General features: G+C 39.8%; 16 protein-coding genes and 4 tRNA genes. 18 read left to right on the top strand and 2 right to left on the bottom strand.

Going from position 1 to position 19,669, the window contains the following annotated elements; all coding sequences use genetic code 11:
* Positions 1-51 precede the first annotated feature (51 nt).
* On the bottom strand, positions 52-2,340 hold the full coding sequence (locus tag CCK98_RS00660; protein WP_088084872.1) for an SH3 domain-containing protein: 2,289 nt from the start codon (positions 2,338-2,340) through the stop codon (positions 52-54).
* Positions 2,341-2,666: 326 nt separating this feature from the next.
* Here CCK98_RS00660 and ychF point away from each other — a divergent pair, with 326 nt between their 5' ends.
* From ychF to dnaB, 8 genes are all read left to right on the top strand, one after another.
* Positions 2,667-3,767, top strand: coding sequence for a redox-regulated ATPase YchF (gene ychF / locus CCK98_RS00655; protein ID WP_088084871.1), 1,101 nt, complete (start codon positions 2,667-2,669; stop codon positions 3,765-3,767).
* Positions 3,768-3,933: 166 nt separating this feature from the next.
* Positions 3,934-4,221: a 30S ribosomal protein S6 gene (gene rpsF / locus CCK98_RS00650; RefSeq protein WP_088084870.1), complete on the top strand. Its 288-nt coding sequence runs from the start codon at positions 3,934-3,936 to the stop codon at positions 4,219-4,221.
* 59 nt (positions 4,222-4,280) lie between these two features.
* On the top strand, positions 4,281-4,799 hold the full coding sequence (ssb, locus tag CCK98_RS00645) for a single-stranded DNA-binding protein (RefSeq protein WP_088084869.1): 519 nt from the start codon (positions 4,281-4,283) through the stop codon (positions 4,797-4,799).
* A 48-nt stretch (positions 4,800-4,847) separates the two neighbouring features.
* Entirely contained in the window at positions 4,848-5,087 is a 240-nt protein-coding gene (rpsR, locus tag CCK98_RS00640) for a 30S ribosomal protein S18 (protein ID WP_088084868.1), read from the top strand.
* Positions 5,088-5,210: 123 nt separating this feature from the next.
* A complete protein-coding gene (locus tag CCK98_RS00635; protein WP_088084867.1) occupies positions 5,211-6,155 on the top strand; it encodes a YybS family protein in 945 nt (314 codons plus the stop codon).
* Between the two features lie 25 nt (positions 6,156-6,180).
* A complete protein-coding gene (locus CCK98_RS00630; protein ID WP_088084866.1) occupies positions 6,181-8,154 on the top strand; it encodes a DHH family phosphoesterase in 1,974 nt (657 codons plus the stop codon).
* Positions 8,151-8,600, top strand: coding sequence for a 50S ribosomal protein L9 (rplI, locus tag CCK98_RS00625; RefSeq protein ID WP_088084865.1), 450 nt, complete (start codon positions 8,151-8,153; stop codon positions 8,598-8,600). The genes CCK98_RS00630 and rplI overlap by 4 nt, the downstream gene beginning before the upstream one ends.
* Positions 8,601-8,790: 190 nt before the next feature.
* Positions 8,791-10,146, top strand: coding sequence for a replicative DNA helicase (gene dnaB / locus CCK98_RS00620; protein ID WP_088084864.1), 1,356 nt, complete (start codon positions 8,791-8,793; stop codon positions 10,144-10,146).
* A gap of 308 nt (positions 10,147-10,454) precedes the next feature.
* On the opposite strand, the gene CCK98_RS00615 is transcribed toward dnaB, so the two are convergent.
* Positions 10,455-10,805 carry a nuclease-related domain-containing protein gene (locus CCK98_RS00615; protein WP_179195682.1) on the bottom strand — a complete coding sequence of 117 codons (351 nt, stop codon included), beginning with the start codon at positions 10,803-10,805 and terminating at the stop codon, positions 10,455-10,457.
* A gap of 223 nt (positions 10,806-11,028) precedes the next feature.
* Between CCK98_RS00615 and CCK98_RS00610 the strand changes: the two genes are divergently transcribed.
* The 10 genes from CCK98_RS00610 (at position 11,029) to CCK98_RS00565 (ending at position 19,668) form a co-directional block, all read left to right on the top strand.
* Positions 11,029-12,321, top strand: a complete 1,293-nt coding sequence (locus tag CCK98_RS00610) for an adenylosuccinate synthase (protein ID WP_088084862.1) — start codon at positions 11,029-11,031, stop codon at positions 12,319-12,321.
* Between the two features lie 282 nt (positions 12,322-12,603).
* Positions 12,604-12,679, top strand: a tRNA-Lys gene (locus CCK98_RS00605).
* Positions 12,680-12,715: 36 nt separating this feature from the next.
* A tRNA-Glu gene (locus tag CCK98_RS00600) sits at positions 12,716-12,787 on the top strand.
* 65 nt (positions 12,788-12,852) lie between these two features.
* Positions 12,853-12,929, top strand: a tRNA-Asp gene (locus tag CCK98_RS00595).
* Between the two features lie 7 nt (positions 12,930-12,936).
* Positions 12,937-13,009, top strand: a tRNA-Phe gene (locus CCK98_RS00590).
* A gap of 393 nt (positions 13,010-13,402) precedes the next feature.
* A complete protein-coding gene (locus CCK98_RS00585; protein ID WP_088084861.1) occupies positions 13,403-14,824 on the top strand; it encodes a peptidoglycan DD-metalloendopeptidase family protein in 1,422 nt (473 codons plus the stop codon).
* A 195-nt stretch (positions 14,825-15,019) separates the two neighbouring features.
* Positions 15,020-15,730 (top strand): response regulator YycF, encoded by a 711-nt coding sequence (gene yycF / locus CCK98_RS00580; protein ID WP_088084860.1) that lies wholly within the window; start codon positions 15,020-15,022, stop codon positions 15,728-15,730.
* A gap of 5 nt (positions 15,731-15,735) precedes the next feature.
* Positions 15,736-17,562, top strand: coding sequence for a cell wall metabolism sensor histidine kinase WalK (gene walK / locus CCK98_RS00575; protein WP_088084859.1), 1,827 nt, complete (start codon positions 15,736-15,738; stop codon positions 17,560-17,562).
* Entirely contained in the window at positions 17,559-18,881 is a 1,323-nt protein-coding gene (locus CCK98_RS00570) for a YycH family regulatory protein (protein ID WP_088084858.1), read from the top strand. Before walK ends, CCK98_RS00570 begins: the two co-directional genes overlap by 4 nt.
* Entirely contained in the window at positions 18,868-19,668 is an 801-nt protein-coding gene (locus tag CCK98_RS00565; RefSeq protein ID WP_088084857.1) for a two-component system regulatory protein YycI, read from the top strand. Before CCK98_RS00570 ends, CCK98_RS00565 begins: the two co-directional genes overlap by 14 nt.
* The last annotated feature ends 1 nt before the right edge of the window (position 19,669 follow it).

Here is a 19,669-nt window from a genome sequence, read left to right as displayed (position 1 = left end):
TTTATAATAGAATAGGGGGCTGCCGAGCGGCCCCCTTTCTCATAACTAGAATTAATTATATTTCGGGATCTCTAGTACTAGTTTATAAGAATCTATTAAACTATATAAATTGTAAATTTGGTGGACTTGCTTGGCAGCCCAGCCGATATCTGACGCATATTGATGTGTTGCACGACCGCTTGTTACTGTTGAACCTGGATTCCATCGCATTTTATAGAGGGTATCCTGCCCTGCGTTAATATATCCGTTGGCAATAAATTGTGCACCGCCGAGAATAGCTTTCTCAGGAGTAAACCAACCAGCATTATAAGCAAATTGGGCCCCACTGGTGACCGCAGTTTGATCATAAGCACCAATTCCGAACATATTATAAACAGTTTTCCCATTAATTTGGACACCTTGAGCCAGTTGTGATTTACCTTTATTTGTTTCTAATAAAGCATGGGATATTAAGTAAAGTTCATTTATTCCATATGTATTTCCAGCCTTGATAAAGGTGGATGCTAATCCTTGCAAACTACCTTTTCCAGACAGAATTCTTTCATTAACCTCTTTAGCACTTATATTGGCTGTCACTGACAGTTTAAGAAATTGCAAGGAATCGACCGTATTCTTTTGGAAATTATTTGGATCTACATAATAGGTAATATCTTCCGGACTCGCATTTACCCAGGTTTTATTAAATTTTACCCGGTACCAGTTATCCCCATCTGTCCCCTTTAGTTTACCAAGAATTTGTAGAGTATCCTGTTTCTTCACTTGGCCGACTACCCAATAGCCAGGACCAGCCCCACCTCTTACATTCCAACTCGATCCATTGACCGTCCCGCTTGTTTCACTAGTTAATGTTAAGCCATCAGCTCTGATGTACGTATCATATGACTTGTCTGTTTGTGGATTAACTGCCATCTGCTTTTGTACCAAATCAGATAAGGGAATGTCATAGCTTTCAATAACCTTATCAATGGTTCCACTAGTGGTATTGGGATTAAAGGGCGGAGTTGTTGACAAGTATTGCGTGCTGATATATCCCGTTTTCCCATTGGCCGCTACTTTAGCCCAACCATTTCCTTCGGAAAGAATCGTGACAAGGGTTCCTCTTGATAACTTTGTTACGATAGAGGCGCTCCCAGCAGCGCTAGAACGCATATTTAAGCTGGAACCATAAATAACATCCACATATTTTGTCTTCGTAGTTTCTTTACTCGGTTCCGAATTATTATTGTTCGCAGCAACCGATCCGGCAGGGGGAGTTGTTTCAGATAAATAGTGAGCTTGGACATAGCCCGTTTGCCCATATGCTTCTATTTTAGCCCAGCCCTTTGCTTCAGAATGAACGATTACTTTCACCCCACGAGCTAATTTAATTAAAATGGATGCATTCAATGAGGCACTTTTGCGCATATTTAGAGTGGAGCCTAGGTTGATATTTACATATTTGTTTATGGTCGTTTGTTTATCCGGTATTTCGTTCACAGGGGTAGTATTTACTTTCGTAGTAGAAAGATATCCAGAACTTACATACCCCTCTTTCCCATTGAATTTTACTTTAGCCCAGCCATTTGCCTCGGAATAGACCTCTACTTCAGTTCCATTTTTTAATTTTTCAAGAACTGTTGAACTGGTTGATGGACCTTTCCTTAGGTTCAAGGTAGAGCTAGCACCAACATTTACAACCTTTTTTGTGGTTTTCACAGGGGTAGAAGCTGATGTACCCGTACTAGGATTTTTGCTTGGACTCGTACCAGATAGAAAAGCAGAACTTACAAAGCCAGTTTTTCCATAAACTTTAATTTTCGCCCAGCCACCCGCTTCAGAATAAACCATTACCGCCGTCCCTTTTGCAAGTTTCACAATAAGCGATGCACTTGTTGAAGTACCATTACGCATATTTAACGTGCCACTTTTTACATTTACGTATTTAGTTTTGGCGGTTGTCGTTGATGCTGGAGTAAAATTGGTCGGGCTTTTGGATGATAGAAAGCCCGAGCTGACATATCCAGTTTTACCGTTCACGCTTACCTTGGCCCATCCCTTTGTTTCAGCAGAGACCTTTACTGCCATCCCTTTTGATAGAGTTGTGACGATAGCTGAACTAGTCGAAGTACTTTTTCTCAAATTTAATGTCCCGCTGGTTATATTTACATACTTGGTAGTCTGAACACTATTACCACTGATTTGTGTAGAACTTGTTTTTTCTGCAAAAATTGTTTCCTCAAAAGCAACGGTAGACAGCACTGCAAAACAAAAACTCGGAAGTAAGGCTTTTTTTACAATACTTCCTGAAATCCAGGGTCCATCTGACTTTTTAGGTACTTGTTGTGTGTTTGTTTTTTTCATTACTCCTCCTCCATATATCTATTAATCTATTATTCTAGTAAAACTATCAAGTAAGGTTTGTATTAAATTTACCATATTTACTAAATAATATAGGAAAATTTGTAGAAAGAGGGGGAATTAGTTTGAAATTTCGATCTCTTTTTATCTTTATTTAGCATTTATTGGCATAAAACCAAATCTTCGTACCTCCTTTCTTTGATTGTCGTTACCATTAATCATTCTTGTCTTTTTACATTGAAATGCCTATAATTGTGAAAGACTTGTCTTTTTATTATCAGAACTAATTTTATTTAAAATAGATCTTATTTTTTTGAGGAGTGAAATAAATGGCATTAACAGCTGGTATCGTAGGTTTGCCGAACGTTGGTAAGTCTACTTTATTTAACGCAATTACCCAGGCAGGGGCAGAATCGGCCAATTACCCTTTCTGCACGATTGACCCGAACGTCGGAATCGTTGAAGTACCTGACGCCCGTCTGCAAAAATTAACTGAACTTGTTCAACCAAAAAAGACGGTTCCCACCGCTTTTGAATTTACCGATATTGCCGGGATTGTTAAAGGCGCAAGTAAAGGTGAAGGACTCGGAAATAAGTTCCTCTCACATATTCGCCAAGTGGATGCGATTTGCCAAGTAGTCCGCTGTTTTGCAGACGATAACATTACCCATGTATCTGGTAAAGTTGATCCTATCGATGATATTGAAGTCATTAACTTGGAGTTAATTCTTGCTGACATGGAATCGGTTGAAAAGCGGATTAACCGTGTTGAAAAATTGGCTAAGCAAAAAGATAAGGAAGCAGCGGCTGAATTCGAGGTCCTCTCCATGCTTCGCGATGCGTTTGAAGCAGAGAAACCAGCTCGTACCGTAGATTTTACGGAAGAACAAATGAAACTTGTTAAAGGACTTCATCTGTTAACAATCAAGCCTGTTCTTTATGTGGCCAACGTGAGTGAAGATGATATTGCCGATCCTTCTGACAATGAATATGTTCAAAAGGTCCGCGAATTTGCTGCTGCAGATAATGCAGAAGTGATCGTGATTTGTGCGAAGATTGAAGAGGAAATTGCTGAACTTGAAGGCGAAGAAAAGCAAATGTTCCTATCGGAGTTAGGAATTGAAGAATCCGGTCTTGACCAATTAATCCGTGCGGCCTATCACTTGCTTGGCTTAGCGACTTATTTCACAGCAGGTGTTCAAGAAGTTCGGGCCTGGACCTTCAGAAAAGGAATGAAGGCACCGCAATGTGCAGGAGTTATTCACTCTGATTTTGAACGCGGCTTTATTCGCGCCGAAACCGTTTCTTATGAAGATTTATTAGCAGCTGGCAGTCATACGGCAGCAAAAGAAGCGGGCAAGGTCCGTTTAGAAGGTAAAGAATATGAAGTAAAAGACGGCGACGTCATCCATTTCCGTTTCAACGTATAATATTCCAAGCTCTGCAGGATTTGCAGAGCTTTTTTAATTGGAAAAATCTCAATCCTGTGAATGAGATTGCTTTTGTTAAATAACTATGCTATAATTTCAACTTGTGAGTAATGAATAATTGCTCCTTGCCCAAATGGGCCGTTTAGACCAAAAGGAGGTGACTGTGATGAATAAGTACGAAATCATGTACATCATCCGCCCAAATATTGAAGATGAAGCTAAAAAGGCTCTTGTAGAGCGTTTTAATACAATTCTTCTTGATAACGGTGCGGAAACTGCTGAAACAAAGGATTGGGGTAAGCGTCGTTTAGCATATGAAATCAACGATTTCCGCGACGGATACTACGAAATCACTAAAACAACATCTTCAGCTGCTGCAGTACAAGAATTTTCTCGTCTTGCAAAAATCAGCGAAGATATCATTCGCCATCTAGTAATTAGAGAAGAAGCTTAATAATAGATTTGAAAATGTTTCATGTGAAACATTTTCTGAAAAAAAAGGAGTTGATTCTGATGATAAATCGTGTTGTTCTTGTTGGCCGTTTAACCAAAGACCCTGAACTGAAATATACACCAAATGGCATTGCGGTTGCTACATTTACTCTTGCAGTAAATCGTCAATTTTCAAATCCCCAAGGGGAACGTGAAGCAGACTTTCTTAACTGTGTAGTTTGGCGAAAGGCTGCTGAAAATGTTGCCAACTTCTTGAAAAAGGGCAGCTTAGCAGGTGTTGATGGTCGAATTCAAGTTCGTACTTACGAGCAGGATGGAAAACGTCAGTATTTTACTGAGATTGTGGCAGATAATGTTCAATTTCTTGAGCCTAGGGGTTCTTCAGGCGGAAATGGTAGAAACGACAACAATCAATTCGGTGCTCCACCAAGGGAACCTCAAGGGAATCCTTATGGCGGCGGCAATCAGAATCAACAACGTCAAAACCAAAACACGAATAATGGTTTCCAAAGAATGGACGAGGATCCGTTTGCAGGTAATGGTCAAATTGATATTTCCGATGACGACCTTCCATTCTAAACAACCTTAAATGAACGATAAACTAAAATGATAAAGGAGGGAATTTTCATGGCAGGAGGACGTAAAGGCGGTCGCGCAAAACGCCGTAAAGTATGTTATTTCACAGCAAACGGTATTTCTCGCATCGATTATAAAGATGTGGATTTACTTAAGAAATTTATCTCTGAGCGTGGAAAGATTTTACCACGTCGTGTAACTGGTACTAGCGCTAAATACCAACGTAAATTAACAGTTGCAATCAAACGTTCACGTCAAATGGCATTACTTCCATTTGTTGCAGGTGAATAAAAATAGATAAGTAAAAAGGCAGTTAGGGTTATCCCTGCTGCCTTTTTGTTATACTCTAGAGTTGAATAGAACACCTTATATCGCTAAAATAAAGAATAGCGTTGTAAAATTAGGGGTGAAGTAGTGAAAGATGTACGCAAGCTTACAGAGGGTGCTGTTCTTTTGGCGGCCTTTGCTGCACTATTATTAATAACGATTTATGTTCCTGTCGTTGGATCAATCCTAAACCTGGTACTGCCGCTGCCATTTATCATGTTTTCTGTTAAAAATAATCTGAAACTGATTGCCGCCTTTTTAGTAGCAGCCATATTTATTGCATTTATTGCAGGCTCTTTAATGGGTGTTGGCTTAATGTTGATTTATGGTTCGGTAGGTACCGTTATTGGCTATCTGCTCCAAAAAGGCAAGAGCCGGACGTTCATATTAATAGCTAGTTCCCTTACATTTATGGCTGGGCTAGTGATTTCATATGTTGTCATGGTTGCTTTTATGAAAATCGATATTATCCATGAACTTACTGTAGCGTTAAATGAATCAGTTAAAAGCTCTGAGGTAATGCTTAAAGCAATGGGAAGAGAAGACCAAGTTGAACTCTTAAAAGAGCAAAATGCCTTAATGCTTAAGCAAATCGTAACGCTTGCACCAAGTGCTCTGATTTTCGCTTCCATCCTTTCCTCTTTTATTACTCAATGGATTTGCTTTCCAATTGCGAAGAGGTTTGGGGTGAACGTACAGCCATGGGGCAGTTTTCGCAATCTTGTCCTGCCTAAAAGCCTTTTATGGTATTATTTAATTGCCTTAGGGATGATGCTGCTCTTTCATCCGCAAGAGGGAACTTACTTATATTCTGTTTTAATTAACGCCAGGTACATATTAGAGACATTTATCATGCTTCAGGGTCTGGCTCTTTTATTTTTTATTTTCCACCAAAAGTCGGTTGCAAAGGGACTTGCTGTATTAGTTGTAATTCTTACTTTCATGATTCCAATAGTCCGTTATATAATAATGTTATTAGGCATTACTGATTTAGGCTTTGATTTTCGAAAGCGATTTGAAATGAAAGAGTAAGATTCACGACTAGGAGCTGAAAATATTGCCTGCATTTTTAGAAAAGCGGTCGATTCGTTACCCTTTTTATGGGTTAATAGGCGTTACAGTGGTATTGATCATTGCCCTGTCCTTCTATAATTGGACCATTAGTGCAGCCGGGCTGTTTATCATGCTCTTCCCGCTCTACTATATGTTTGTTGTTGACCGTCGCCAAAGAAAAGAAATGGAAGAGTATATCGCGACCCTTTCTTACCGGGTTAAAAGGGTGGGCGAAGAAGCATTGATGGAAATGCCAATCGGGATTATGCTTATTAATGATGAGTATTATATCGAATGGACAAATCCATTTCTAGCCTCTTGTTTCGATGAGGATACCTTGGTCGGAAGATCACTTTATGATGTCGCAGATACGCTGATTCCGTTAATTAAACAAGAAGTAGAGACAGAAATCATTACGCTCCATGAACGAAAATTCCGTGTGATTCATAGACGGGAAGAACGGCTTTTATACTTTTTCGATGTGACTGAACAAAAGGAAATCGAGAAAATGTATCAAAATGACCGAACTGTCATTTCAATCATCTTTTTAGACAATTATGATGATCTTACCCAAGGAATGGATGACCAGATGCGTGGCAGCATTAATAATTTGGTGACGTCAATCCTGAATAAATGGGCGCAGGATAATGGGATCTTTTTAAAAAGAATTTCATCTGAACGATTTATGGCTGTGTTTAGTGAAGGAATTCTTCAGAAGTTGGAAAAAGGTAAATTTACGATTCTTGATGAAGTAAGAGAGATGACTTCCAAACAAAACGTCTCATTTACCTTAAGTATTGGCGTCGGAACAGGCGTTTCTTCCCTGCCAGAATTGGGGGTTTTAGCCCAATCCAGCTTGGACTTAGCCTTAGGCAGAGGCGGCGATCAAGTGGCCATTAAACTGGCAAGTGGCAAGGTGAAGTTCTATGGCGGTAAAACGAATCCAATCGAAAAGAGAACCAGGGTTAGGGCACGGGTCATTTCGCATGCCTTAAGGGATTTAATTATGGCAAGTGATAAAGTCATCATTATGGGCCATAAACATCCGGATATGGATTCGATTGGCGCTAGCATTGGCATTTATAAAGTAGCCCAAATGAATCAGAAGGATGCTTATATCGTTGTTAACATGCAGGAAATAGACAATGCCGTCAAACGGCTCATGTCGGAAATCCGCAATCAAGAGCAATTATTTTCACATTTTATTGGTCCAGAAGAGGCGCTTGAAATCGCATCTGATAAAACCCTACTCGTCGTCGTCGATACCCATAAACCTTCCATGGTCATGGAAGAACGGCTTCTTAATAAAATTGACCATGTCGTTGTGATTGACCATCATCGCCGCGGTGAGGATTTTATCCAAAATCCGTTACTTGTATACATGGAACCTTATGCCTCATCGACATCAGAGCTTGTGACTGAGTTTCTTGAATATCAGCCAAAACGGGGTAAAATTGAAATGATTGAAGCGACCGCCCTGTTAGCAGGAATCATCGTCGATACAAAAAGTTTTACGTTACGAACAGGCTCAAGAACGTTTGATGCGGCCTCCTATCTAAGAGCACATGGAGCAGATACGATCCTCGTTCAAAAGTTTTTAAAAGAAGATGTTGATACATATATCAAACGTTCCAAGTTAATTGAGTCTGTTACCTTTTACCGTGATGGGATTGCCATTGCAAAAGGAACTGCAAATGACTTTAATGATCAAGTGATTATTGCCCAAGCAGCGGATACATTGTTAACAATGGACGGAGTGCTTGCTTCCTTTGTTATCTCCGAACGCAGTGAAGGGGTCATTGGCATCAGTGCAAGGTCACTCGGAAACATCAATGTCCAAATAATTATGGAAGCCTTAAAAGGCGGAGGGCACCTGACTAACGCCGCCACACAGCTGAGTGGTTTATCGATCGCAGAAACGGAAAGTAAATTAAAGCTAGCAATTGATGAATATTTTGAAGGAGTGAAAAAAGAATGAAAGTAATTTTCTTAAAAGACGTGAAAGGTAAAGGGAAAAAGGGCGAAGTCAAGAATGTAGCTGATGGTTATGCCCATAACTTTTTAATTAAACAAGGTTTAGCAAAGGAAGCCAATAACGCGAATATTAGTACGCTGGATGCACTTAAGAAGAAGGAAGAAAAAGCAGCTGCCGAAGAATTAGCGGAAGCACAAAAATTAAAAGAGGTATTGGATCAGATTACGGTGGAATTAAATGCTAAAGCTGGTGAAGGCGGCCGCTTATTTGGTTCGATTACAACAAAGCAGATTGCTGAAGAATTACAAAAGAAACATGGTATTAAAATTGATAAACGCAAAATGGAATTAGCGGATGCGATTCGTACGCTTGGCCACACAAAGGTTCCAGTAAAGCTTCATCATGAAGTAGTCGCAACGTTAACCGTTTCTGTTACAGAAGTAAAATAAAAATTTTCCCAGTGCGAAATCGCTGTGGAACATGATAGAATATAAAATGTAATCAACGACATGTGATCGGTCTTAACTGGTCACTTTTTCCTTTTTTGGATAGGATATGATAGTTTAGAACTTTGATAATTGTTGAGCTTTTGCTATTTTAATATAAATCATCCTCTTCATGATAGGAGGTTTTTGATAGATGAATGACTTATATGCGGACCGGATGCCGCCGCAAAATATAGAGGCCGAACAGGCTGTTTTAGGGGCGATTTTTTTAGAACCTGCCTCTTTGATTTTAGCTTCAGAAATATTAATTCCTGAGGATTTTTATCGTGCTTCCCACCAAAAAATATTTAATGTCATGCTTAGTCTAAATGATCAAGGGAAAGCAGTTGACTTAGTTACGGTAACTGAGGAGCTTTCAGCTGCCAAACTGATTGAAGATACAGGCGGGGTTAGTTATTTAGGGGAATTGGCCGCCTCTGTTCCGACAGCAGCAAATATTGAGTATTATGCAAGAATAGTAGAAGAAAAATCATTACTTAGAAGATTAATTCGTACCGCAACGAGCATTGCTTCGGATGGGTATTCCCGCGAAGATGAAGTGGAAGCTCTCTTAAGTGAAGCGGAAAAAAGTATTATGGAAGTGGCCCAGCGAAAGAATGCCGGTGCTTTCCATAATATCAAGGATGTACTTGTGCGTACGTATGACAATATTGAGGAAATGCATAACCGTGTTGGGGACATTACGGGTATTTCAACAGGATTTGCGGAACTGGACCGAATGACAGCAGGATTCCAGCGTAATGACTTAATTATTGTTGGCGCTCGTCCTTCCGTGGGTAAAACAGCGTTTGCCTTGAATATTGCAGCCAATGTGGCGACGAAAACGAATGAAAATGTCGCGATTTTTAGTCTAGAGATGGGTGCCGAACAGCTGGTTATGCGTATGCTTTGTTCGGAGGGGAATATCGATGCGCAAAGGCTTCGTACAGGTTCTCTGACGGATGAAGACTGGGGTAAGCTGACGATGGCGATGGGCAGCTTGTCGAGTTCAGGGATTTTTATCGATGATACTCCAGGGGTACGAATCAGTGATATCCGTTCCAAATGCCGCCGTCTCCAGCAGGAGCATGGTTTAGGCATGATTTTAATTGATTATTTGCAGCTGATCTTAGGAAGCGGACGATCTGGTGAAAACCGTCAGCAGGAAGTTTCTGAGATTTCACGTTCCCTAAAGCAATTAGCACGTGAATTAAAGGTTCCTGTTATTGCCCTTTCTCAGCTCTCCCGTGGTGTCGAGCAGCGTCAAGATAAACGCCCGATGATGTCCGATATCCGTGAATCCGGAAGTATTGAGCAGGATGCCGATATCGTGGCGTTCTTGTATCGTGATGACTACTATGATAAGGAATCAGAGAATAAGAATATTATCGAGATCATTATTGCAAAGCAGCGTAACGGCCCGACTGGAACAGTGTCGTTAGCCTTTGTAAAGGAATATAATAAGTTCGTCAACCTCGAGACACGGTATAATGATCCGCCGGGTGCATAGATTAAGGCTAGCCAAGTTTTTTTGGCTAGCCTTTTTTGTGTTTAGATTAATAGCGACTATTGGTCGTGGAGGCTTAGATAATGGATCAGCGGTATGCTCAGCTAATTTGAAGTGTCTTTTATTCAATTTTGCCGGCTTCGTATTTAACTTTTTCAAAAAGCGGTTCAGCTGTGTTGGAAAAACAATAGAAGGATTTATTGAGGTTTGATATAAATGAAACTCAGGGTTAATGAAGATAAGGTAGGATTCCAGCGGATAATGATAACCGAGGTCGCGGAGCAAGGATCGAAGTAAAGTTTCACAACGGCTCAATTGGTGTAACGGATTCTTTCCGTCTTTTTAGCGCTAATATACCATTTATCACCTTCAACATAGTGGTCACCTTCATAATTTTTCACATCTAAAGGGTAAATGGTGTCCTGAGAAATAAGTAAGGTATCAATTTGAAATTTAGAATTGTTATACTCAAGTAATAAATCATGGATAATAAGCCAATCCTCGGAAAGCCCCTCTAACCATATATCACTCTTTTGCTCCCCTTCGTATCCTTTTTTAAGATTTAAATAGTTAGTTACTTCTTTGTCTGATAAACTCATTCGAACATTTAAAGATCTTAAAATTATTATTTCCGATCGCTCTTGCCGATGTTTAATAATCATATTCCACATCCTTATCATTATTTTACGAAACTATAATTCTATTTTATGGAAAAATATTCGGATTTACAAGTTGGGATATTGATAGATTCCTAAATTAATATTTTACGAACATAATAATATATGCTTATATAAAATGTTCGTGTTTTGTTTGCTTTTGGCCATGAAAGTTGGTAAACTTGTGTATGGAAAATAGAAAAACGTATTTAATTTGGAGGTGCCTTATATGTCATCAGTAGTAGTGGTTGGGACGCAATGGGGAGATGAAGGAAAGGGTAAAATTACCGATTTCCTTTCAGAAAATGCCGAGGCAATTGCCCGTTACCAGGGAGGAAACAATGCAGGCCACACCATTAAGTTCAATGGAGAAACATACAAATTACATCTAATTCCATCAGGAATTTTTTATAAGGAAAAAATCTGTGTCATTGGAAATGGTATGGTTGTTGATCCAAAGGCACTTGTAACCGAACTTGCCTACTTACATGAAAAGGGCGTTACAACCGATAATCTTCGTATCAGTAACCGGGCCCACGTCATCCTTCCATATCACTTAAAACTTGATGCAGTGGAAGAGGAAAGTAAGGGCGCTAATAAAATTGGAACGACTAAAAAAGGGATTGGACCTGCCTATATGGATAAGGCAGCTCGCGTGGGGATTAGAATCGCTGACCTGCTCGAACATGATGTATTTGAAGAAAAGCTTGATCGTAATTTACAAGAGAAAAATCGTTTGTTCGAACGTATTTATGAGACTACCGGATTTACGAAGGAAGAAATCCTAGAAGAGTATTATGAATATGGTCAGCAAATTAAACAATATGTTTGTGATACATCAGTTGTATTGAATGATGCCTTAGATGATGGCAAACGGGTTCTTTTTGAAGGCGCACAGGGTGTCATGCTTGATATTGACCAAGGTACATACCCATTCGTGACCTCATCTAATCCAGTAGCCGGCGGTGTGACGATTGGGTCTGGTGTCGGACCATCTAAAATCACTCATGTGGTTGGAGTGTGTAAGGCATACACTTCTCGTGTTGGTGATGGACCTTTCCCTACTGAACTAAATGATGAAATCGGCGATCGCATCCGCGAAGTTGGTCGTGAATACGGCACAACAACTGGGCGTCCTCGTCGAATTGGCTGGTTTGACAGTGTGGTAGTTCGCCATGCTCGCCGTGTAAGTGGCTTAACCGACCTGTCCCTCAACTCGATTGATGTACTGTCGGGTATTGAGACATTAAAGATCTGTACTGCATATCGTTATAAAGATGAATTGATTACAGAATATCCTGCAAGCTTAAAGGTGTTATCACAGTGTGAACCTGTCTATGAAGAATTACCTGGCTGGAGTGAGGATATTACTGGAGTTAAAACATTAGATGAATTACCTGAAAATGCACGTCATTACGTGGAACGTGTAACACAGCTTACTGGAATTCCGTTAACAACTTTCTCTGTCGGACCAGATCGTAATCAAACAAATGTAGTCCGCAGCCCATGGAGACAAATTTAATTATTAACTTAACTAATGGAGCCCTCTAATTAGAGGGCTTCAAATCTTTTGAAAAGTTTTTTTGAAAAAAGTATTGCGTTTAATATGTAGTCCGTGCTATTATAAAAAGCGTCGTCACAATACGATAAAGTTTTTAGTACGAGCCATTAGCTCAGTTGGTAGAGCACGATCGAATAAGCTTCCTTGAAATAGCATCAGGGCACACGCCGAGCTGCTACTTGAATAAGCTTACTGAGGCGTGGGCATCCGGCGAATTAATGGATTAGAGAATTATTTTTGTACGAGCCATTAGCTCAGTTGGTAGAGCATCTGACTTTTAATCAGAGGGTCGAAGGTTCGAGTCCTTCATGGCTCACCAAAGTTTTTTGCTTTAGCAAAATAACTTTCAATATATGGCCCCTTGGTCAAGCGGTTAAGACACCTCCCTTTCACGGAGGTAACACGGGTTCGAGTCCCGTAGGGGTCATGGCTTTTGATTGTCAGTAAGAGGCTGGCAAGGACGGTTTCCTTGCTGACAATCAATTAAATATTGGTCTGGTAGTTCAGTTGGTTAGAATGCCTGCCTGTCACGCAGGAGGTCGCGGGTTCGAGTCCCGTCCAGACCGCCATATAAGTGGCTCAGTAGCTCAGTCGGTAGAGCAAAGGACTGAAAATCCTTGTGTCGGCGGTTCGATTCCGTCCTGAGCCATAAAAAGAGAAGCTTGCATATGCAGGCTTCTCTTTTTAGTTAAAAATTGCGATTGCAATCCCTGTGTAATAAAACCACCTCGTTTTTACAAAAGAACCATGAGTTTTTGTCGATTATTGTAATAATTTCATCCTCCACCTTCTGGACTAGAAAAACCCTTATTTAATAGGGCCTTTCCCCTACTTTTTAAAAAGAAAAACAAGGAAATCTAATTAGAATATTTCACTTAAATGTAGGTAAATGTCAGTAATTATACATTTTTGTTACAGTATAAAGACTATTAATCTATTTGCAAAAAATTATGTTAAAGTATAGAAGGTCTAAAATACTGGGGAATTCTTAAGTGGGTAAACACTAGATTAAGAGGGTTTTACCGTGGTTTAGGGAGGATAAATGCTACTTTTCAATAAGATATCAAAAACAAAAAAGTTATTTCTCAAGACAACGATGGCTACTACAATCGCTTCATCGCTGATTGCATTTAGTAACGGACCGGTCGCTTTTGCCGATACATCAAATTCAACCAAGGATTATGACGTATATCTGGATGGTACATATATAGGAAATGTTGCAGATAAAGCTGTAGTAAATAAAATAATTGCTGCAAAAGTCGATAACAGCAACAATATCGATCAACAGGTGCAAAACATTCCATATCAAGTATTTCCTTCTTCTGCAAACAAACAAGAAACAGTCCGAACTATTAAGAGTATATTCCAACTTCAAACAGAGGCCTCTGCGATTATTATTGATGGTAAGCCCGTTGTTTACGTAGATAATCAAAATACAGCTGAAGAAGTTATGAAGAAGCTGATCCAACATTACGTGCCGGAGGATCAATTAACCGAACTTAAGGCCAGAAAAGCTTCCGTCAATTCGAAATTACCAGCATTAAAAGAAAATGAGTCTCGTCTATTAGACGTTCGATTATCAAAAAATGTTTCCTTTTCAGTAGAAAATATTGTTCCAGAAAAAATGATGTCAGCCGAAGAAGCAGTAACCTTTTTACAAAAAGGTACATTAGAAGAACAGAAATATGTGATTAAAGAAGGCGATGTGCTCGAAATGATTGCACAAGACCACGACTTGACACTGGCGGAAATCTTATCAGTGAATCCCGGACTAAAAGGGGATACGCTCTTAAAAATCGGCGAAAAAATTAATATTACCGTTCCAAAACCATTTATCGAAGTGATTGTGGATAAAGAGGTAAATAAAAAGGAAGAAATTCCATTTAAAAATACAGTTGTTGAAGACTCTTCCTTGCTAAAAGGTGAGACAAAGGTAAAACAAGAGGGTAAAAGTGGCTCGCGGTCTGTTACCTATAAAATTACTGAACAAAATGGTGTAGCAGTGCAGAAAGTGGAGTCAAATGCAACAGTCCTTGAACAGCCTGTGAATCAGATTGTTATCAAAGGAACAAAAGTCATTCCGTCTCGTGGAGAAGGAAACTTTGCCTGGCCGACTGTAGGTGGGTATGTATCCAGTAAACAAGGGCCTAGATGGGGCAGAATGCACAAAGGTATTGATATTGCCAGACCAAGCAACAGAACAATAAAGGCAGCCGATAATGGCGTCGTTGTTTCTGCTGGCTGGGGCGGCGGTTATGGGAATAAAATTGTCATTGACCATCAAAATGGTTTCCGTACCCTTTATGGACACATGTCGTCGCTCAAGGTTAGGGTAGGCCAGACGGTTTCAAAGGGTACTAGTATAGGTGTAATGGGAGCTACTGGAGATGCAACAGGTGTACACTTGCATTTTGAAGTGTATAAGAATGGCAGCCTAGTAAATCCACTTTCCTATTTAAGATAAAAGGTAAGTCTCTAGTTGGCACTAGAGGCTTTTCTTTATTCTTAGAGAATTGTTTGGCTCCAGACCCCAGATCTTGCCAAATAGTACTTATAGGTGAATTTATGCCAATAACATGATACAGTAATCTAGTATAGTTATGACTTCTAGAGCATTTGTTAAATAGATTAGATCGACTAAATGATAAGGAGATATGGTATGGAAAAGAAAATTCTTGTAGTTGATGATGAAAAGCCAATTGCTGATATCTTACAGTTTAACTTAAAAAAAGAAGGTTACGTTGTCTATTGTGCTTATGACGGAAACGAAGCACTCCAGTTGGTTGATGAAATCGAACCAGACTTAATCCTCTTAGATATTATGCTTCCATTAAGAGACGGGATGGAAGTTTGCCGTGAAGTCCGCAAGAAGTATGAAATGCCGATTATTATGTTGACTGCCAAAGACTCTGAAATTGACAAAGTCTTAGGTCTTGAACTCGGTGCGGATGATTATGTAACCAAACCGTTTAGTACAAGAGAATTGATTGCGCGCGTAAAAGCTAACTTGCGCCGTCACCAGCAAATTCTGACGCAGCCAGATGCAGAGAACGAAACCAATGAAATTGAAATTGGTTCACTTACTATCCATCCTGATGCTTATGTCGTTTCAAAACGCGGTGAGACAATCGAGCTTACACACCGTGAATTTGAATTGCTTTACTATTTGGCTAAACATATCGGTCAAGTGATGACGAGGGAACACCTCCTGCAAACGGTTTGGGGTTACGATTACTACGGAGACGTGCGGACCGTTGATGTAACTGTTAGAAGATTGCGGGAAAAAATTGAGGACAGCCCGAGTCATCCAACGTGGATTGTCACTCGCCGCGGAGTTGGATACTATTTGCGGAATCCTGAACAGGAGTAAGATGAATGAGAAAGGTTGGTTTCTTTCGCTCTATAAACGTCAAATTCGTTATCATCTATGTCCTCCTTATTTTAGTAGCCATGCAAATTATCGGTGTTTATTTTGTCAATCAGCTTGAAGAAACATTACGGACAAACTTTCAGACTTCGATAAAGCAACGGGTGGATTTGCTTGCCTACAATCTGGTTGAGGAAATGGAGAAAGAGAGAACGCCTGAAGATCCAACACTCGAAGAGGATATCAAAAAAATCCTTAGAGACTTTGATGCAGGTGATATTTCGGAAGTTCGGGTGATTGAAAACAGATCCCTTAAAATTCTTGGTACCTCACATCCCAGTAACCAAGGGGTGGTTGGACAAAGGACAACAGAGCTCCGAATCAAACAATCAATGGTTTTAGAAGAGGATCAAAGCGCAATATTAATCGACCCCCAAACAGGTCATCGGATTTGGGTCCTCTCTACTCCAATTATGTCTGGTAAAAAAGTAATTGGTGCGATCTACCTTGTCGCAAAAATAGAAAATGTCTTTGAACAAATGAAAACTATTAATGGGATTTTTGCTACAGGGACAGCGATTGCCTTATCGATTACAGCTATATTAGGGATATTATTAGCCCAAACCATCACAAGGCCGATTGCAGATATGAAGAAGCAGGCCTTAGCGATGACCAAGGGTAATTTTTCAAGGAAAGTAAGAGTATATGGTAACGATGAAATTGGGACACTGGCTGTTACGTTTAATAATTTAACGAAAAAGCTCCAGGAAGCACAGGCCATGACCGAAGGGGAACGTCGGAAGCTGTCATCTGTTTTGTCCTATATGACGGATGGTGTAATTGCTACGGACCGGAAAGGCCGGGTTATTTTAATCAATGAACCAGCGGCAGAAATGCTGAATGTTTCACGTGAAACAGTTCTGACCGAGCCAATTGTAACGTTATTAGATTTAGATGATACCAATTCCTTCGAAGACTTATTGGAGGAAAAGGATTCGATCATTTTAGATTACAGTACAAAAACCGAGCGTTATTTCCTGCGTGCCAATTTCTCTGTGATTCAAAAAGAGACGGGCTTTGTCAATGGATTAATTGCGGTTTTGCATGATATCACGGATCAAGAAAAAATTGACGCCGAACGAAGAGAGTTTGTCGCCAATGTATCCCATGAACTTAGGACACCGCTAACGACAATGAGGAGTTATTTAGAAGCTCTTGCAGATGGTGCCTGGCGGGATGAGGAGATTGCTCCGGAATTTTTAGAAGTGACGCGGACCGAAACAGAAAGAATGATTCGCTTGGTCAATGACCTGCTCCAGCTTTCAAAAATGGATAGTACGGATTACAGGCTGAAAATCGAATGGGTAAACTTCGTCGACTTCTTCCACCGCATCATCGACAGGTTTGAAATGTCGAAGGAACAAAACGTCACCTTTAAAAGAAAACTCCCGAATCATGTGATATTTGTTGAAATTGATGAAGATAAAATGACACAGGTTTTATACAATATTATTTCAAATGCCTTAAAGTATTCACCTGAAGGCGGAAACGTCACTTTTTCGATTAAAGAAAAGGACGATAAAATGATTGTCAGCGTACAAGATCAAGGCATGGGGATTCCGAAAGAGAATATTGGAAAGATTTTTGACCGTTTTTATCGTGTCGATAAAGCGAGAACTCGGAAACTAGGCGGGACAGGCCTAGGTCTGGCCATTGCAAAGGAAATGGTTAATGCTCATGGCGGAGCAATCTGGGCAACAAGTGAGGAAGGGAAAGGAACAAAGATTTCCTTTTCACTCCCATATGAACGTTCTGAAGAGGATGAATGGTCATGAGATACGAAAATATTAAATCAGGGATTTTAACCTTTTTAGTTCTGGTTAGTATTCTTTTAACATGGAATCTTTGGACCTACCAGCCTAATTACGACACGATGGAAAAAAGTAATACGGTTGCTGAAGTCACCTTAAGTGAAAAACAAGAGGTCCAAAAGATCGTCAGGCCTGACCAGGTGTTTTTTCACGTGAAGGGTCAGCATTATGGAACCAATAACACGGAAGAGATCGAAAAGGTTCTTAAGCAATTAAGCAGTTGGGCCTTTTTTGATGTAAAAAAATATACAAACGAAGTGAAAAACATCAAGGAATTAATCCATGGCAGCGGCAATGCGGAAATTATTTTTCCAGGAGAAGTCCCGATTGAGTTATATCGCAGTGTCTTAAATATTGAAGGTAAAAAAATACCTTCTTTCACCTTCAATCGAATCATTGTTAATGTTGAGAATTCAGAAAAGGAAAATGGGATTGTTTATTTTGTTTCCACTGAACATCAGCAAGTATATATAAGTCATATTTCTTCCGCTCATTTAAGTGAATTTAATCGTAATATTTATAAAAATGCAGCGCAGTTCCCTCGTCATTTCGCCTATGAAGCTTCTGAATGGCGGACGATTTTTCTTCCAGAAACTGAAACAGAAATGACAACCTATAAATATTTGCCTGTTAATCTTGATTCAGAGGAATTTAAAGAAGCACTTTTCAGCGACCCTAGTTTTGTGCAAAAAAGCTTCGTCCCTTCAGGGGAGGAATATACGAACGATTCTAGTAAAATGACGTTGAATTTTGAAAGTAACGTCCTTCGCTATGTCAATCCAACCGTGGAAGAGAATTTTGTTAATAGCTCTTATGATTTAGTCAAACGGAGTATTGACTTTGTGAATGAACATGGCGGCTGGACAGACCCTTATCGCTATGTTGATAAAAATGAACTTAATCACTCCGTAACCTTTCGTTTATACAGCATCGAAGGCTATCCCGTCTTTAACGGAAACGGGATTGCTGAAATTAGTGAGGTTTGGGGCCGAGATGAAATCAACCAATATATTCGGCCAAATATTTCTTTGGAGCTTCCCCTTACAACGGAAATGAAAAAGGTCACACGCCCATCGGGGCATGATGCACTGGAATTTTTACAAAACAAAAAGAATTTTAAACCAAGTCTTCTTGAAGAAATGATCTTGGGCTATCGGATGGAAAGGGATTCAGATGAGAATAAGCTAATCCTTTTAGAACCTGCCTGGTTCTATCGCTATGATAAAACATGGGGACAGATTACGATGGAAGACCTAGGAGGATTGCAGCATGGATTGGAGTAAGATTAAAACCATTTTTATTATAACGTTCTTAATTTTAGATGTTTATCTCTTATTTCAATTCATGAAAGTCCGTGATGCCAATAAATATGAGGTGATTACTGAGGCCTCGTTTGAAGAAAAACTGAAAGCGGATGAAATCAAATTTGTGGACCTTCCCAAGGATCCCATTAAGGCTCAATACCTCAGTGCAAAGCCTAAGATGTTTAATCAAGAAGATATTAAAAAACTTAAGGGGCAGAGTGTTGTTCTAAGCGGAATCGGGACAACCTCTCTCCATGCCAAATTAGAGAAACCACTGCAGTTAACTAATAAGTTTGAACCGGCAGAGCTTTCTTCTTTTTTAATGGATAATGTTCTTTTTGGAGAGGATTATCAATTTGGAGAGAAAAGTGACAAAGATCAAACGATCACTTACTATCAACGATCAGAGAATTTCCCGTTGTTTAAGAATATTAATGGGATGATCATATTTAAAGTGGATGAAGATAATCAAATTGTTTCTTATGAACAGACCTTCCTGGAGGAAATGGAAACTTTAACAGCAAAAGAAGAAATTCTTAAGCCGTTAAAGGCAATTGAAACCTTGCACCAGAAAGGGATGTTGAAGTCGAAGAGTAAAATTACCAGGGTAGAGCTTGGCTACTCCACACTCATCCAGTTGGCTGCTTCACAAGTATTAGCACCAACTTGGCGCTTTGAGGTCGATGGTAAGGAGAGCCTGTTTGTGAACGCATTTGAAGGGCAGATAATTCAATTTAACAGCGATGAAAATAGTAAATTGGAGTGAA

The organism is Bacillus sp. OV166 (assembly GCF_900177675.1).
Taxonomy (GTDB): domain Bacteria; phylum Bacillota; class Bacilli; order Bacillales; family Cytobacillaceae; genus Neobacillus.
The sequence above is the reverse complement of the archived record's forward strand: the minus strand, read 5'-3'. Positions and strand labels throughout refer to the sequence as shown.

Coding starts and splice junctions, on each gene's coding strand:
- CCK98_RS00660 (WP_088084872.1), bottom strand. CDS start 2,340: ATGAAAAAAACAAACACACAACAAGTACCTAAAAAGTCAGATGGACCC.
- ychF (WP_088084871.1), top strand. CDS start 2,667: ATGGCATTAACAGCTGGTATCGTAGGTTTGCCGAACGTTGGTAAGTCT.
- rpsF (WP_088084870.1), top strand. CDS start 3,934: ATGAATAAGTACGAAATCATGTACATCATCCGCCCAAATATTGAAGAT.
- ssb (WP_088084869.1), top strand. CDS start 4,281: ATGATAAATCGTGTTGTTCTTGTTGGCCGTTTAACCAAAGACCCTGAA.
- rpsR (WP_088084868.1), top strand. CDS start 4,848: ATGGCAGGAGGACGTAAAGGCGGTCGCGCAAAACGCCGTAAAGTATGT.
- rplI (WP_088084865.1), top strand. CDS start 8,151: ATGAAAGTAATTTTCTTAAAAGACGTGAAAGGTAAAGGGAAAAAGGGC.
- dnaB (WP_088084864.1), top strand. CDS start 8,791: ATGAATGACTTATATGCGGACCGGATGCCGCCGCAAAATATAGAGGCC.
- CCK98_RS00615 (WP_179195682.1), bottom strand. CDS start 10,805: ATGATTATTAAACATCGGCAAGAGCGATCGGAAATAATAATTTTAAGA.
- CCK98_RS00610 (WP_088084862.1), top strand. CDS start 11,029: ATGTCATCAGTAGTAGTGGTTGGGACGCAATGGGGAGATGAAGGAAAG.
- CCK98_RS00585 (WP_088084861.1), top strand. CDS start 13,403: ATGCTACTTTTCAATAAGATATCAAAAACAAAAAAGTTATTTCTCAAG.
- yycF (WP_088084860.1), top strand. CDS start 15,020: ATGGAAAAGAAAATTCTTGTAGTTGATGATGAAAAGCCAATTGCTGAT.
- walK (WP_088084859.1), top strand. CDS start 15,736: ATGAGAAAGGTTGGTTTCTTTCGCTCTATAAACGTCAAATTCGTTATC.
- CCK98_RS00570 (WP_088084858.1), top strand. CDS start 17,559: ATGAGATACGAAAATATTAAATCAGGGATTTTAACCTTTTTAGTTCTG.
- CCK98_RS00565 (WP_088084857.1), top strand. CDS start 18,868: ATGGATTGGAGTAAGATTAAAACCATTTTTATTATAACGTTCTTAATT.